Raw genomic sequence first — 15,323 nt, forward strand, 5'->3', positions numbered from 1 at the left:
GAACGTCGAGGATTCGCAAGAGGTCCGCCATCCACTCGGATTGTAGGCCCTCTACTCTAGGAGCGGCCGATTTTGTTCATGACATTCGGCAATTCGAGGCGCAGAAAGGCGGCAATGGCGTCGACCTGAGGCGGGTTGCCCCACCGTTCGTGCGCCAGAAGGCTGATCTCCGGCAGCCCGGCGGTCCAGTCCGGCAGGAGGCGGCTCAGCCGCCCTGCCGCGACATCCTCGGCGCAGACATAGGCCGGCAGAGCCACCACGCCGAGCCCCGCCGCCGCTGCTTCCTTCAAGGAGACCATGTCATCACAGCGCATCCGTATTGCGTATGGAACCGAGGCGGTGCTTCTGCCGAGGCCTTCTAACGACCAGGCGCTGCTCCCGGGGCGCCATCCAAGCGCAAGACCGGGCTGGCTATCGAAGTCGGTCGGTGACGCCGAATTCCCGAGATGTTGCGCAAGGCCGGGTGGGCCAAACAGGTGCCACGGGACTTCGGTGATGCGCCGCTGGATCAGCCCGGAGTCGGGAAGCAGCTTTTCATGGCCCCGTATGGCCAGATCAATGCCGTCAGTAATCAGGTCTGCATAGTCGTTGGAGGCCTGGAGGCGCAGGACGACGCGCAGGTTGGGGAACCGAGGGTTGATCTTCATTCAGTTACCGATCAATAAAATATAGATAGAGAAGGTTGGATGTGAGGCCCATTCCCTCCGCCACATTCCTGATATCACAGTATTTCCATAAGCACCGTAAATGAACATGCATTTCGTCGTGACGCGGTTGGATCGCTTGTGCGGCGACCTGTTGAATTTCAATGGAACATACCTGTTCAGTTTTGTTGGGCAGGCCATTGCATTCGGAACAGCAGTTCGGGGTAAGTGGCATAAGCGGTTGCTGTTGCTCCCGGCGAACGGCGCGGAGGGTTTCGTATGTGAGGGGGGCTGTGCCCTGCCGTCAACCGACCGCTTCAGTCTGCGTTTGCCCGCTGCAACGCTTCTGCGAGACGGCGATGGCGGTCTTTGGATTTGTAAGGTGTCGCATTGAGAAAGCCTTCGACCGAGAAATCAGGCTGATGTACTCTGACCGCTGCCAGTGCAGATCCCGCGCAATCCGGCTCGCCCAGATCGGTGCAGACAGCAGCGAGCATCGCATAGGCCGCAGTAAACCCGGGCGACTTCTCTACGGTTGTTTCCAGCAGAGGCTTTGCGCTGCCGGGATCGCCAAGCTGAAAATGAATATGCCCTTCAATCCAGTCAAAGCGCGCCGGATAATGCGGATGCAGTCGTTTTGCGTGCTCAATCGCCTCCAGCGCTTCATGCAGGTCACCGCCATACAAAGCGGCTTCAGCCAGAACGGCGTAGCCATCGGCGAAGTTACGGTTCAGCCGGATCGAATGCCGTGCCGCGGCGAGGGCTTTGTCGTGTTCCCGAATGGCCAGGTTCAGAATTGCCAGCGCAAAATATGCGTTTGGTATATCCGGATCGAGTTGTATTGCCGTGATCGCCGACCTGAGGCCCGCCTGCACGGCGTTTTGTCGGGAGGCGGCACCATAACCGGACATCACATCCCGCCCGTAAGCCACTGCGACAGAGGCATGCGCACGGGCATAATCGGGCTCAAGTTCGAGCGCTTTCATAAAATATTCCCGCGCCCTGGCGTTGCCGGCGACCGTGTGCTCGCGCAGTGGCTCAAGGCCGCGCAGCAACAGAAAATAGGCGTCCGTCGCCACACGGGAAGGCGCCACTCCGGCGTCGAGTGAGAGCGACAGCGCTTCAACAATGGCGCGCGTCACATCTTCCTGCACGTCGAAGGGGTCCTGCCGGACGCGATCGAAACGCTCAGCCCAGATGTTCACACCTTCATAAGGATCAATCAGAGAAACGTTTATTCGCACGCGGTTATCGGAGTGGCGCACGGTTCCTCGCACGAGATAGCGAACGCCCAGATCATCGGCGATGCCCCGGAACCCTGTCTCGGCTTGCGGGAAATCACCGCTGGACGCATAGGCGATCACTGTCAGGTCAGGCACCTTGGCGAGGTCCGTTGTCAGATCTTCGCTGAGGCCGTCACCGAAATACTGCAGCTCGTCGCCGCCCCCGAGATTGACAAAGGGAAGCACCGCGAGCGTTTTATCGGGCAGGATACGCGGCGGCACAACGAGTGCCGCGTCTTTGTTCAGATGACCGGGGCCCGACCAAAGCCACAGACCGCCAGCGACGATGGCGAGAAAGGCAAGGGTGACGGCGTTGCGCATCCGCCGGTGCTTTGACGCTTTGGTCTCCGGTATCGCAGCAGGTTCGACCACAAGGCGGTAGCCAACCTTCGGCCAGGTTTCGATAACCTCTTTGCCAAGCGCGCGACGAATGTCGCCGATGCACTGAATGAGGGAATCGTCCGTGGTGGCAATATCTTTCCACACCCGTTCAGTCAGCTCCTCCCGGCTGACCACCTCACCTGCATGCTCAGCCAGCGCGGCAAGGACTTCCCCGGATTGCTTTCGCAGCCGGATCCGTGACCCGCCAGCCCCCGTCAGCGCACCGGATGCAGGGTCATAGTGACCCTGACCGACACGCAGATAACCGGATTTCGGAGCGATTTCGGAAGTCATTCAGGACATTTCTGCTGGTTATGCTCCTTTATTATAGTCGGTTTCCGCTTGCATGGCCACGGAAGCCACGAAACCCTGTATCCAGAACGGGAGGCAAAAAATGCTTACTTTCTCATCTTTTCGCACCGGATTTATCGTGGTGCTCTTTTCGCCCGGAGCGGCTTTCGCAGGCCAGTTTGTTGTCGAACTGGAGGCGCCCTTTGAGGAACCGTCTGAGGCAGTGATGCAGCAATCGGGCGTGTCCGTCGATGAAACCCTTTCGGCAGGCGCTGACAGCTATGTGGTCTTGTCCGCAGACGACGAGATCTCGGTGCGCGAGCTTTTAAAGACCGCGGCAATCACGCCGGAAAAAATCTCCGAGGTGCTGTTCATCAACTCGCCGGTCGTCGGAGGTGGCAGGCCTGCAGAAGATACGCTGCGCGACGGACATCAGGTCTATGTGATTGAGCGACCCATCCCGGGGGTCGGGTTCTTCGGACTGGAGAAAAAGCGGAAAATTTCGCAGGGCTCGAACGCTGCCGTGGCCAAACTCGGGGATGTCATCGAATGGGATCATTCCTATCTGACGAGCGAAGGGACATATTGTGTCTATCGGGCTGACAATCCTGATACGCTGCGTGAGCACGGTGCACTGGCCGGAGCACCTGTCGGAAAGATCACGCCGGTGGAGCAGTCAGTCGACTGAAGCGCCCGTTTTTGGCGGATCCACCGGTCGCTGTTGAGAACAGCCATCGCGGCGGATGTGATATTGACCGGTCATGGCCATGATCCTGCAGTCTGTTGATGAGGCGCGCCGTTCCAAAGCCGTTTCACGGGTGTCTCGGATAGTGACAAGAGACGCGGCGACCGGTGCCCGGGCATTGGCCGCCGCGTGCAGGCAGGGGTGGGTTTACAGATCGTCCGTCGCGGTGTTCACGATGCCCGGCCACCTGCCATAGGGTCCTTTGATGAATGCTGTTTTGTCTTCAGGGAACTTCGCAAAGACTGCGGCATTCACCAGGAGATAGACACTGCCGGCATACCTCGAAGGACAGAAGGGCGAGACGGCGACTGCTGTTTCAGATCGTTAAGGTTTCTAACGACCCGATTCAGTCAGACCTTTGTGGTCCCGTGGCCGCGTCGCGCCTGTCCAGCGCGACAGACGCCGTGTTTCATCCACGGGCAGGTCGTTGCAGGCTTTGCGACAGATGCTGTAACACTCCGGGTGTAACCGGAGACTACCCGCCTCTGATCACTCACGCTCGTGCAGACGAGGCACGCCCTGCATTCCGGCCCGTCGGTGCGTCAGAAGCGGGTGCGGCGTATGTCTGATCTCCGGGACCCATGCCGTTCAGCCGCAGCCCCTGCTACCTTGCCGTCTCTTTGCCATTTGGCCGCAACCGGCGCAGCAGTTTCAGAGCAGGCAGGAAAATCAGGATCAGCGCAATAATAGTGATCGGCCCGGCCACCGGCCGCGTGAAAAAGATCGACGGATCACCCGACGAGAGCAGCAACGACTGGCGCAGCGTTGGCTCTGCGATCGGACCCAGCACAATCGCCAGAACGGCAGGGGCCAGCGGATATTCAAACTTGCGCATGAAGAAAGCGCCGATCCCGAAGGCAACCATCAGCCAGATGTCGAACATATCGCGTGTCGAGGCATAGCCACCGGCAATCGAGAGCACGAAAATCATCGGCGCGAGGATTGTGAAAGGCATCCTGAGCATCCAGATGAACACCGGTATGAAAGCGAGGTTGATCAGGAGCGCCGCGACATTCGAAATGTAAAATGAGCCGATCAGCCCCCAGACGAATTCCTCTTCGTCGACGAAAAGCCGTGGCCCGGGCACCAGCCCCCAGATCACCATGCCCCCCAGCAGAATCGCCGTTGTGGGCGAACCGGGTATCCCAAGGGTCAGCATCGGCAGCATGGATCCTGTTGATGCGGAATTATTGGCAGCCTCGGGTGCCGCGACGCCGTCGATCGAGCCTTTGCCGAACTGGCCGGGGTTGCGCGATACCATCTTTGCCACACCGTAAGACATCAGCGATCCAGGTGTCGCGCCGGCAGCCGGCAGGATACCGACGAAGAAGCCCAGAAATGACCCGATGGCTGTTCCTTTCCAGCCCCGCGTGGCGAAGTCTCTGGCATCTGTTGCCATTCCTTTCACTGTCATTTTCGGGGTCGTGGCCGTGACCTCCCCGCGGGTCTGGTCAATGGTCCAGAGCATTTCTCCGATGCCATAGACGCCGATGGCGAGAACCAGAAAGCCGATACCCTGCAGGAAGCCGTTGTAATCGAACAGAACAAGTCGTGGCGCGCCGGAGATCTGATCAAAACCGACCGCACCCAGCACCAGCCCGAAGCAGATGGAGAAGATCGTTTTGGGAATGTCATCGCCACCCAGTCCGACAAAAGTGGCAAAGGCGAGCAGCATCAGAGCAAAGACCTCCGGGGGGCCAAAGGACAGAGCCACCGTTGCCAGCAGGGGCGCGAAGAGGGTGAAAAGAATATTCGCGATCGTGCCTCCGACAAAGGAGGCCAGAGCTGCCGTCACAAGTGCGAGGCTCGCGCGGCCCTGGCGCGCCATCGGCAGACCGTCAAATGTGGTGGCCACGGCCGTTGACGCGCCCGGGATACCAAGCGTGATCGAGGACACAGCGCCGCCGTACATCGCCCCGTAATAAATTGCAGCCAGAAAAATGATGGCTGAACCGGGCGGAACAAGGAAAGTTATCGGCAGAAGGATTGCAACCCCGTTGACCGACCCGAGCCCGGGCATCGCCCCGATAAAGAGCCCGACGGTAACGCCAAGCAGGATCATCAGCAGGTTGAGAGGCTGGAGGGACAGCAGCATACCATCGCCAAGCAGGTGCAGGACGTCCATCATCGGGTACTTTCTTCAGGGAAGCGTGCCATAACTTCAGTAAATAATGTCATAGAGGATGTTGAAGACCGGGTCGGTGAAGGGCAGGCCCGAGGGCATCGTGATCCGCATCGCACCCTCGAAAAAGAAAAACAGGGCCAGCGGTGTGATCAGTGCGATCGACAGGCTCAGCCACAGGCTGTGCCGACCCAGAAACCAGGTGTAGTAAAACAAAAATACACCAACCGCCCCGTACATTGAGATGATGCTGATCAGAACCACGAAGACGATCACGCCCCCGCCCACAAAGATCAGAGATTTCCATCCATGACTGTCAAGCACAGGCTCGTCGGACTGTGAGGGGGCGCTGGTACCGCGCCACCAGTTAAAGGCGATGCAGCAACAGCTAATCAGCATGATCCCGGAGAGCCAGAACGGCCAGGCGCCACCGCCAGGGCCTTTTCCGGGGATGAAGCCGATGGGCAGTTCGGTGCTTTTCCACATCAGGTAAAGCGACAGAAGGGCCAGAAATCCGGCGGTTACAATCTCGCCAACGCGCATCTGGCCCTCCTTGCTGTTACGTCCCGTTTCAGGGGTCTGACGGGTCTGCGGACCTTATTCGCCCAGTGCGGCGAGCAGTTTCTTGTGGTTTTCGACCTGCAGGCCCCAGTAGTCGCGCTGTGCTTCCGCATCCATCCAGAGTGGCGAGAGGCTTTCGGCTTTCAGGTAGCCCTGCCATTCTTCGCTCTCATAGATCGTGGTGAAGAGATCCTGATAGTAGGCAGCAGCTTCGTCTGACATGCCCGGCGCTCCGACCACGGCCCGCTGATTGTAGTAGGAGAAGTCGTGCCCCATCTCCTTGATCGTGGGAACATCGGGATAGGCCGGCATACGCTCATCCGAGAAGGCCAGCAGCGGCACGAAGTCTCCGGCCTCATAGAAACCCTTGGCTTCCGCGGGGTTGTTCACACTGGCCATGATCTGCTGACCGGCAAGATCCTTGGCCACGGCACCACCGCCGTCATAGGGGATATACTTAATGTCGAGGTCATAGGCATCGGACATATAGGCGATGACGATGCTGTCTTCCTGACCGGCACCGGTGCCGCCCATGACATACTCGCCACCCATGTCTTTCACCTGGCTGACATACTCATCCATTGAGGTAATGCCGCTGTCTTTATGCACCCAGAGTACAAACGGGTCGACGCCCATCATCGCAACAGGCGTAAAGGTCTGGATGTCGATTCCGAGGTTGTCCTGACGCAGCGGTGTCGTGAAAAATGAATTCAGCGTCACAAGGATTGTGTGATCAGGATCGCTGGCATTGCTGACATGGATCAGCGCTTCCGCACCGGACCCACCGCCTTTGTTATTCGGCACAAGGGGCCGGTTTGTCAGATCCTGCTTTTCAGCCACCGACTGGATAAAGCGGGCGATCTGATCAGCGCCACCGCCGGCACCTGCCATGATGACAAAATCAATGGGTTTACGCGGCTGCCAGTCCTGGGCCACTGCAGAAATGGGCGCTGTCGCAAAGAGAGTGCCTCCAGCGATTCCCAGCAGAAAACGTTTCGTAATCTTCATGGTATAGTCCTCCCGTTCATTGTCCCGGCCGCCCGGCTGATGCTGAAAGCACAACCGGGACCTGCAACGCAGGCATATTTCTTCCGGCGTACGAGAGTAACTATCTTGTTAAATTTGCTTTTCAAGCGAAACTTTGTTGCGCGGCCAATGAATACCTTAGTGTACCAAAACCACAGGAATTTCTGCTTTATCTACAACGGCCTGGGTATTGCCGCCGAAAAGGGTCTCGCGTTCATGGTTATGCCCGTAGGCCCCCATTATGAGCAGATTGGCACCCAGTTCGGTCGTTCTCTTCAGCAAACCTTCGGCGGGATTGCGGGCATCGAACCGCTCAATCTCAGCCGCAATTCCGCGCAGACGGTAGTACTCAACCAGCTCTTCTGCGGTCGCACCATGCGGCTCGCCTTTGCCGCCGGAAAGAATGGTCACCGACTGCGCCGTTCTCGCAATGTCGAGGGTCATCGCAACGGCGCGCGACGACTCCAGCGACCCGTTCCAGGCCACCGTAATGTGGTTTCCGAAGTCCGGTTGCACATCTTTGCGGGGCGGGCACATCAGGACCGGCCGCCCGGTGCGGAACAGGGCGGACTTCAGCGAATTGGTGCCAAGATTTCGGTCGCGGTCCGGCTTGCCGACAACGACCAGATCCGCAAGCCTGCCGATGTGTTTGATCACATCAGCCATGAGCCCGTATTCTTCCGCAAACTCGACAGATGCCACGCCCTGGCCTGGCGTGTCGGTTTCTTTCAGCCCCAGCGAGAGAGCGAACCTGTGCAACTGGTCCCGGACAGCCTGTTCTTCCTGATCGGCCAGTTCGCGGGCCTGCTCGGTGAGCGTTTCCCGCGCAAAGGATGGTAGCTGTCGACTGTATGGCATCAGATCCTCAGTCCTTGAGCGGCAGTGGGCGACAACGATATGCGCGTTGTGGCGCATGGCCAGCGCCGAGGCATGTCCGAGTACGGGCTCGATCATACCGTCTCCGCGTACCGGAACGACGATTTTACTAAGCATGGATGGCTTTCCTCCTCTTGCCGACCGGGGTCGCGCTGTCTTCGCGGAACCGGACAATACTAAAATTTCGGTCTTACGCCGGCAAAACGCATTTCTGGCGGGTGCCTTTGCCGCGTCAGTGCTCCTGCGCGCCGGTCGATTTGCCGTGCCGGACGCCCATGAGATACTCAGGCCAGGACGGGACGGGTCCTGCATAAGTGAGCTGAATTCGTCGTGCAGACGCCCGGTGGCTCAGTGCTTTTCTCGATGCTCTCGGGCGGCGACTGTTCTGATAAATCATCAAGGCATTCCGTCTGCTGTCTTCCCGATCACGTAGTGCCGGAAGGCTTTTAGTGAAGAGATAAGACGAGTGCCGCGCTGAAACCGCCACCTGCGCGACGGATTGTTCGCATAATTCCGGGGCCCCGAAAAGCGGGGCGGCAGACCGATGTTCTGATCGGGCCCGGTGCGCGGGCACAGTATTCGGGGGGGCAGGGGGTGGTTCAGTTCCGTAAGAACCTGCGGGTGCGGGCAGTCAGAACGAACCAAAGAACCAGAAGGCCCCTCCCGGGCGCGGCCTCGCTGTTTCCGCACCGCTAAAAACCGCGCCAGCCGGGATGAATGCCGGCTGACGCAGGATACGTTTTAACAGGTCATACTGCTCGCCGCCGCTTCAGCAGACCGATCATCGCAAGACCCGCCAGAAGAAGGGAGGCGCCCGCAGGCAGCGGAACCGGCGATACCTGCGAAGCGAAAACCGTCGTACGCAGCGTGAACTATGCGGGTGCCTCGTTGAAGTCGAGAAACCCGTTGCTCAGATCGCCGAGAGCAATGGCGTAGTTGAGGTTCAGATTTCCGAAATCCTCGATCTTACCGTCGCTGAGCACGATCGCACCGTCGTCGGCATCCGGGTTCAGTGTATCGAATGCCTCCTGCAGGGCCAGTTCGATTTCCGCCCGGGAGCCAACGACATACTCTGATGCGCCAAGCATGACCCCGTCTGTGCAGGTTTCGTCGCCCGCGGTGTTCGTTTCACAGGTTTCACCGACCTGACGGCGCAGTTCCCAGACGCCGGGAGATTTCTCCCAGGCCATCAGCAGATTATCGGTGGTTTCGTCATTATCGAAATCCCAGAACAGACCCTCGGGGGCATCCTGCTGTGCCAGCCACGGTCCGAAATCGTTTTTGTAATTTCCATAGTAGCCTGCGATCTGCCCGGTGAAGATTGCATTTGAGGTCTGCGTGACCGTCAGGCCTGTTCTCTCATCATCAAAAAACCCGTCCAGCAGGAAATTCGGATTGGTTGATGCGTCTCCGAAAAGGCCAAACGGGAACTGGGTATTGGACGAGCCGGAACCGGAAGGTTGCGCGGTGAATGCGGTCGAAAACGCAAGCGTGTCATCCGTGGACAACCGGAAATCGCTTCCGATCCCGAAGCCGAGCGAAATCTCAAACCCGTCAAAGCTCTGGTCGGTGCCGTTTATAAGGCGCCCGAAGACCTGATAGGTTGAAAAGTTATCCAGGTTATCAGGATCAAGATCGAACACCAGGTCCATCGGACCATCTGTGCTTGTGATAACCTGTTTGATGCGTTTCCCGCTCTGAAAGGGACCATCACAGGCGGCACCGGAGGACGTCTTGATGCATCCCTGCAGTTCTGTCGCCGGACTGCCTGTGCCTGAATCAGGATAAGGCACATTCGATACCCCCACCCCGGGGCTGACGGCCTCTGGCGGCGTAAAAACGATCTTACCGTAGGTGCTGGCATCATCCGGAACACTTCCGTCTTCGTTCAGCACCCTGTCGTAAACGAGGCTTTCACCGGTTTCATAATCGTCAGGCGTTTCGCCCGTGGCCACGTTTGATTTATTCCAGCCTTCGACAGTCGGATACTCAACAGACCCGAGTATCGTGGCCGATGATGCCGGCAATGCCAGCGAAAGCCCGGCAACTGCAGTTGTTAAAAAATTTTTCCTCATACTATCCCCTTGTGGTGTTGGTCGTACGGGTGACGGTCTGCAATCTGCAGGGTACTGAAAACGACTTGTCAAATACCGGGGGGAGACAGACGTCAGACACGTACCCGTACGGTGGAATCATATCTAAATATGTGAATGTATCGCATTGATTTTAATCAATCGCAGCCCGGGAACGGCACCGGTACAGCGGCTCGGCACTGGTCTAGACCTCCTGCGGGTGTGGCGATCAGGTGAGGATGTCAGGCGCAGGCGATATTCGGCGAGGGGCGGTGTCGCCAGGTATGTTTACAGCCCGTGATTGTCGGAAATCTCCTCAGTCGGGTCACGACACCCGGAGCTTTGATGGCGACCGGCTACCGCGTGCCGCTTTTTCCTTGAGAATTGAAAGCGCTGGATAACAGGTGCCGACAGGTGTTTATGGCTTTCCTGATGCCGCTCAGGTACCGTCCCGGAAAAGTTATTTTATGAGTCTCATTATGTCTTCCGAACCGCTCACACTGGGCGACGTACTCTCTGCACAGCCTGATGCGAAACCAGGTCTACCTGCGATCAACGGGGTGCAAAAAGCAGGAGTGAGGCTCCTTCGCATTGCCCTGCTGGCCGGCGCCTGCACGCTTTTGGTGTGGTGGCAGTTGTCGCGCCCGGAGCTTGACGCCGCACTCGTTCTTGTTCCCGCATCAACGCTTCTTGTGGTCTGGTGGCTGGTGGACCGAAAATCCCGCACCCTGTCGCGCGGCAGATCGCGCAAAAGCATTCAGCACGTACTGCTTGCCCATGATCGCCAGGGCTTCATGCACAAGCTTCGGCTGGATGAGAAAACGGCCGTATTTGATGGCAACAATATCCTCCATCTTGGCCTTGACAACGGACTGGATGCGCAACCGCTCGGGGAAATTGCACACCGGCTTCGTTCAGAAGGGTATCGTATCGTCTGTTTCTTTGACGCCAACATTTTTTATACGCTTCGTGACCACGATGCCTTCCGGGACGGACAACGACACTCGACCGTGATGCTGGAGAGGTTTTTCGGGCTCAGCCGGGACGAAATATATGTTGTGCCGTCGGGGTCGCAGGCTGACATATACGTTCTGGAATGCCTGAAGTATTTACCGGTTTCATTTGCGGTGACCAACGACAGATACCGGGACTACGAAAAGCACTATCCGACCGTGATGAAGGACAGCCTCTGGCGAAAGGGCGTTGTCATTACCGGCGATGAGATCAGGTTGCTTCAGTACCGGTTCCGGGATGCCGCGCCGGCGGACTGAGACGTGAGATATGAACTGAGAAATCCGGTCTGATGGTGTTGCGCAGCATTGCCCGACCAGAGCGGGGTGCGCGACGCGACACGCGGGTCTTGTCATGACATGAGTTGCCCGACCGCGTGCCCGTACGGCCAGGCCCTGCCCGTGCCGCCTCAGAGGTCTGCCTCGCTGATCTGATACACGGACCTTTCCAGCCAGTCGGAAGAAACTTCCACGCCCCATCCGGGAGCGTCGGTGACAACTGCTTTGCCCTCTGTGATCGTAAAAGGAGAACTGACGAACAACCCGTCCTGCCAGGGATAGTAATCCGGGCCTTCAATCGCAAACTCCAGATACTTTCCTGCGTTCGGGATCGCCCGCATGAGGTGCATGGTGAAAAGCGTCACCATCGAGAGGTTCGCACAATGAGGCGTGACGGGTATTCCTGCGTTTTCCGCCATTTTCGCCACGCGCAGGGTGCGCGCGATGCCGCCAAGATAGCACACATCAGGCTGCACGATGTCGACCACACGGTCATCGATCATCTGCCTCCAGCTGGCCATCATACAGTCCTGTTCGCCGCCCGTGACATCAATGTCCAGCGCGTCGGTAACCTTCTTTGTCGAGGCAAATTCCCAGTAGGGGCAGGGCTCTTCGTAGTGCGACACGCCGTTGTCTGCCAGCAGTTTGCCAACCTCGATTGCCCGCGCCGGATCATAACAGGAGTTCGCGTCAACAAGCAGCGCCACATCATCGCCCATTGCTTTGTACATCGTCGGTACGATTTCTTCGGTGCGGCCGGGCCATTCGTCCACGTTGCGGCCCACCTCTGCGCCAATGCGGAACTTGAATGCATCAAAGCCCTTCTCATCGCGCAACCGCAGGAGCCGGTCCGCTTCATCCTGTGGCGTGATGTCCCGTTTCATTGACGACGCATAGGCACGCACCGGCCCTGGCGTCCCGCCGATCAGTTCGCACACGGATTTGCCGGCCCGTTTGCCTTTGAGATCCCACAGAGCGGTATCAAGCCCCCCCATGGCGCGGCGCAGATATGAGCCCGGGAACTTGTGCTCGCGGTCGCGCACAATATCGAGCAGAGCGTTAATATCCCCGTCATCCTGACCGAGGGTCCAGGGCGCGACCTGCCGGTGCAGGACCCGGGCTGTGATGTCCGCGAAGTAGGGCGCGACCTGTCCCCAGCCCTGTTTGCCGTCTTCGCCGGTGACGCGGGTGAAACAGACAAATTCGTTGGTGAATGTCTCGATGGATCTGATCTTCATGCGAACTCCGCGACGTAGGCTGACTGGCTGAACATATTGACGATACAGGCCTTTGGATATTTATTAAGGTCCATTAAGCCACAATGAGCAGTCCAATTCCTGAAGGAGCGCCCCGATGAAGAGACAGGACGGTGCGCTGCTTTCTTCCATTGAAATAGACCGCACCGGCAAGCGGGCGATCGGTGTGCAGCTTTATATGGTGCTGCGTGAAATCATCCTGTCGGGTGGTCTGCGCGCGGGGGAAAGGATCCCCGCAAGCCGTACGCTGGCGCGCGAAGTGGGGGTGTCGCGTACCACTGTTATCGATGCTGTCGACAAACTCGTCGCTGAGGGCATGCTGGTCTCGCGGGTCGGGGCGGGTACATTTGTCAGCGATATTCTGGAACAGCAGCACCCCGGCGCAGACGAGCAGCGCCCGCCGGATCCGCAGACATCAAAACCCCGCCTGTCGCATGCGATCGATCACTCTTTTGCGTCTTACGCCCCCCGGTCCTGGCTGCCACATCGCGCCCGCGCCTTTGTCACCGCGCTGCCCGCGCTGGATGCTTTCCCCATTGCACAGTGGTCGCGATTTTCGGCGCGCCATTTCCGCGGTGACCGTGCTGAGATCATGGGCTATGGCCAGCCCCAGGGGCATCAGGGTCTGCGCAATGCCATCGCCAGCCATCTCAATGCCGCCCGCGGGATCAAGTGCAGCCCGGAGCAGATTTTCATCACCTGCGGCGCGCAGCATGCTTTTTCTCTGGCCGGCAGGGTGCTGCTAAATCCCGGCGACAAGGTCTGGTACGAAAATCCGGGCGCTACGGGTGCGCGCAATGCGCTGATTGCGGCAGGCGCTGAGCTGGTGCCCGTAAGTGTCGACGCAGAAGGGATAAATATCGCGGAGGCCAGGCGGCTTGCCCCGCATTTCCGGCTCGCGTTTGTGACGCCGTCCCACCAGCAGCCGCTGGGCCACGTCATGTCGCTTGCCCGCCGTCTGGAACTGCTTGAGGCGGCCAATGATGCCCAGGCCCTGATCATCGAGGATGATTATGACGGCGAGTTTCACTATGGCGTAAGCCATCGCCCGCCGTTGAAAAGCATCGATACCCAGGGACGGGTCATCTATGTCGGGACCTTCTCAAAAACGCTCTTCCCGTCGCTGCGGCTGGGTTTCATGCTGGTGCCGGAACATCTGACGCCTTCTTTTGACACGCTTTTTGCCTCCTGGATCAGCACGCCCCCGACGGCGGTCCAGGCGACGGTTGCGGATTTCATGGATGAGGGACAGTTTGCCGCCCATATCCGCCTGATGCGTCGGCTTTATAAGACCCGGTATGACGCGCTGATGCAGGCGGGGCAGGATCATCTGCCCGATACCATCCGGTTGCAGGAAACAACCAGCGGGTTTCATACAACTGCCCTTCTGGACGACCGGGTGGATGAAATTGCTCTGATGGCGCAGGCCGCCGCCGCCGGTCTGACGATTGCTCCGATCAGCCGCTACAGCCTGTCAGACACCGCAGAAAAGCGGCTGGTGCTGGGCTTTGGCAGCACCAGCCCTCCCGACATCGAAAATGGTGTTTCAGCACTTATGAAGCTGCCTGCACTCACCCCGTAAATTGGTCTGTATAAAATTCCATAATGGATATGTGGGCCAGTCCAATACTCTACTAACATCGCCAGGTGTCCATGAATGCCACGCAGCGCGAACCGGCGCTGAAAAGGGAGTTAAACCATGAAAAAGAAAAACTATATTGTCGGACTTGCGGTTACGGCGGCGCTGTCGACCGCATCCGTGGCCCAGGCCGAAACACTGCGGCTGCTGACCTGGGGCTCATATGCACCCGAAGAGCTGATCCAGAAATTTGAAGAAGAATATCCCGACATCGATGTCGAGGTCACTTTCTCCAACAACGAGGAAATGATCGCCAAACTGCGCGCGACAGGTGGCGCCGGGTTTGATCTAGCGCAGCCGAGCCATGACCGGATTTATGCCGCACAGCTTGAATACGACATCTACAAGCCGCTGGATCTGTCGAAGATCGATACTTCCGTAATGGAATCCACGCACCTCGAAGGCGTGAAGGCCAATACGACGATCGACGGTGAAGTCTATGCGGTCCCGCACCAGTGGGGCACCTCCGGCCTGATGAAAAACAAAGCCATGGCGGCGGATTTCAACGGCTGGGATGATCTTTGCGATTCCCAGTACGCGGGTAAAACCTCCATGCGTCTGAAGCGCACGATCCTGCTCGGTACGGCCTTTGCCATGGGGCATGATCCCTTCGCGGCCTATTCCGATCTGGATAAATATCAGAGCATTCTTGATGAGGTCTCCGAAGAACTGATCGCCTGCAAATCCAACATCAAGGCTTACTGGCAGGGTGGTGATGACCTGTCCGCGATGATGTTGTCGGGCGAGATCGTGGCCTCCGAGACATGGGACTCCACAGCTTATAAACTCTATGCGCAGAACCCCGACATCGTGTTTGTGCCGCCGGAAACAGGTGCGCTTGCATGGATCGACACTTTTGCACTGCCCGCCAAGGGCAAAGCAGATGACGCGGCATATAAGTGGATCAACTTTGTGCTGCGGCCGGAGAATGTCACCATCATGTCCGGGAGCACCGGTGCGATTGCGGCTGTGAACGGCGGTCTTGATCTGTTGCCTGAGGACAAGAAGAACGCGGTCAATGCAGCCTTCACCCCTGAGGATATTGCCAACCTCAAATTCTTCGCCAACATCCCCCCGGGGGTTGAGGATATGGAAGGCAAAGCGCTGGAGAAGATCAAGGCAGCCACAGGCGGCTGAG

The 15,323-nt window shown here is 58.3% G+C and carries 13 protein-coding genes; 4 read left to right on the top strand and 9 right to left on the bottom strand.

Translation table 11 applies throughout. The features are described from left to right. Nucleotides 1-56 precede the first annotated feature (56 nt). On the bottom strand, nt 57-647 hold the full coding sequence (locus tag G3256_RS08075) for a LysR substrate-binding domain-containing protein (RefSeq protein ID WP_169640329.1): 591 nt from the start codon (nt 645-647) through the stop codon (nt 57-59). 314 nt (nt 648-961) lie between these two features. Then, entirely contained in the window at nt 962-2,602 is a 1,641-nt protein-coding gene (locus tag G3256_RS08080) for a winged helix-turn-helix domain-containing tetratricopeptide repeat protein (protein WP_169640330.1), read from the bottom strand. Nucleotides 2,603-2,702: 100 nt separating this feature from the next. Between G3256_RS08080 and G3256_RS08085 the strand changes: the two genes are divergently transcribed. After that, entirely contained in the window at nt 2,703-3,287 is a 585-nt protein-coding gene (locus G3256_RS08085) for a nickel-binding protein (RefSeq protein ID WP_169640331.1), read from the top strand. A 661-nt stretch (nt 3,288-3,948) separates the two neighbouring features. On the opposite strand, the gene G3256_RS08090 is transcribed toward G3256_RS08085, so the two are convergent. The 6 genes from G3256_RS08090 to G3256_RS08115 form a co-directional block, all read right to left on the bottom strand. After that, nucleotides 3,949-5,469 (bottom strand): tripartite tricarboxylate transporter permease, encoded by a 1,521-nt coding sequence (locus G3256_RS08090; RefSeq protein ID WP_169642372.1) that lies wholly within the window; start codon nt 5,467-5,469, stop codon nt 3,949-3,951. A 36-nt stretch (nt 5,470-5,505) separates the two neighbouring features. Beyond that, nucleotides 5,506-6,009 carry a tripartite tricarboxylate transporter TctB family protein gene (locus tag G3256_RS08095; protein ID WP_169640332.1) on the bottom strand — a complete coding sequence of 168 codons (504 nt, stop codon included), beginning with the start codon at nt 6,007-6,009 and terminating at the stop codon, nt 5,506-5,508. Between the two features lie 54 nt (nt 6,010-6,063). After that, nucleotides 6,064-7,035: a Bug family tripartite tricarboxylate transporter substrate binding protein gene (locus tag G3256_RS08100; RefSeq protein WP_169640333.1), complete on the bottom strand. Its 972-nt coding sequence runs from the start codon at nt 7,033-7,035 to the stop codon at nt 6,064-6,066. 156 nt (nt 7,036-7,191) lie between these two features. Continuing rightward, nucleotides 7,192-8,046, bottom strand: coding sequence for a universal stress protein (locus G3256_RS08105; RefSeq protein ID WP_169640334.1), 855 nt, complete (start codon nt 8,044-8,046; stop codon nt 7,192-7,194). A gap of 632 nt (nt 8,047-8,678) precedes the next feature. Then, nucleotides 8,679-8,795, bottom strand: coding sequence for a VPLPA-CTERM sorting domain-containing protein (locus tag G3256_RS19405; protein WP_169642373.1), 117 nt, complete (start codon nt 8,793-8,795; stop codon nt 8,679-8,681). 6 nt (nt 8,796-8,801) lie between these two features. Further along, nucleotides 8,802-10,004: a choice-of-anchor F family protein gene (locus G3256_RS08115; RefSeq protein WP_169640335.1), complete on the bottom strand. Its 1,203-nt coding sequence runs from the start codon at nt 10,002-10,004 to the stop codon at nt 8,802-8,804. Nucleotides 10,005-10,468: 464 nt separating this feature from the next. Here G3256_RS08115 and G3256_RS08120 point away from each other — a divergent pair, with 464 nt between their 5' ends. Further along, nucleotides 10,469-11,272: a hypothetical protein gene (locus tag G3256_RS08120; protein ID WP_169640336.1), complete on the top strand. Its 804-nt coding sequence runs from the start codon at nt 10,469-10,471 to the stop codon at nt 11,270-11,272. A gap of 149 nt (nt 11,273-11,421) precedes the next feature. On the opposite strand, the gene G3256_RS08125 is transcribed toward G3256_RS08120, so the two are convergent. Beyond that, nucleotides 11,422-12,528 (bottom strand): mandelate racemase/muconate lactonizing enzyme family protein, encoded by a 1,107-nt coding sequence (locus tag G3256_RS08125; RefSeq protein WP_169640337.1) that lies wholly within the window; start codon nt 12,526-12,528, stop codon nt 11,422-11,424. 115 nt (nt 12,529-12,643) lie between these two features. Between G3256_RS08125 and pdxR the strand changes: the two genes are divergently transcribed. Then, nucleotides 12,644-14,128: a MocR-like pyridoxine biosynthesis transcription factor PdxR gene (gene pdxR, locus G3256_RS08130; protein WP_169640338.1), complete on the top strand. Its 1,485-nt coding sequence runs from the start codon at nt 12,644-12,646 to the stop codon at nt 14,126-14,128. A gap of 117 nt (nt 14,129-14,245) precedes the next feature. Beyond that, nucleotides 14,246-15,322: an extracellular solute-binding protein gene (locus tag G3256_RS08135; RefSeq protein WP_169640339.1), complete on the top strand. Its 1,077-nt coding sequence runs from the start codon at nt 14,246-14,248 to the stop codon at nt 15,320-15,322. The last annotated feature ends 1 nt before the right edge of the window (nt 15,323 follow it).

Source organism: Roseobacter ponti, assembly GCF_012932215.1.
Taxonomy (GTDB): domain Bacteria; phylum Pseudomonadota; class Alphaproteobacteria; order Rhodobacterales; family Rhodobacteraceae; genus Roseobacter; species Roseobacter ponti.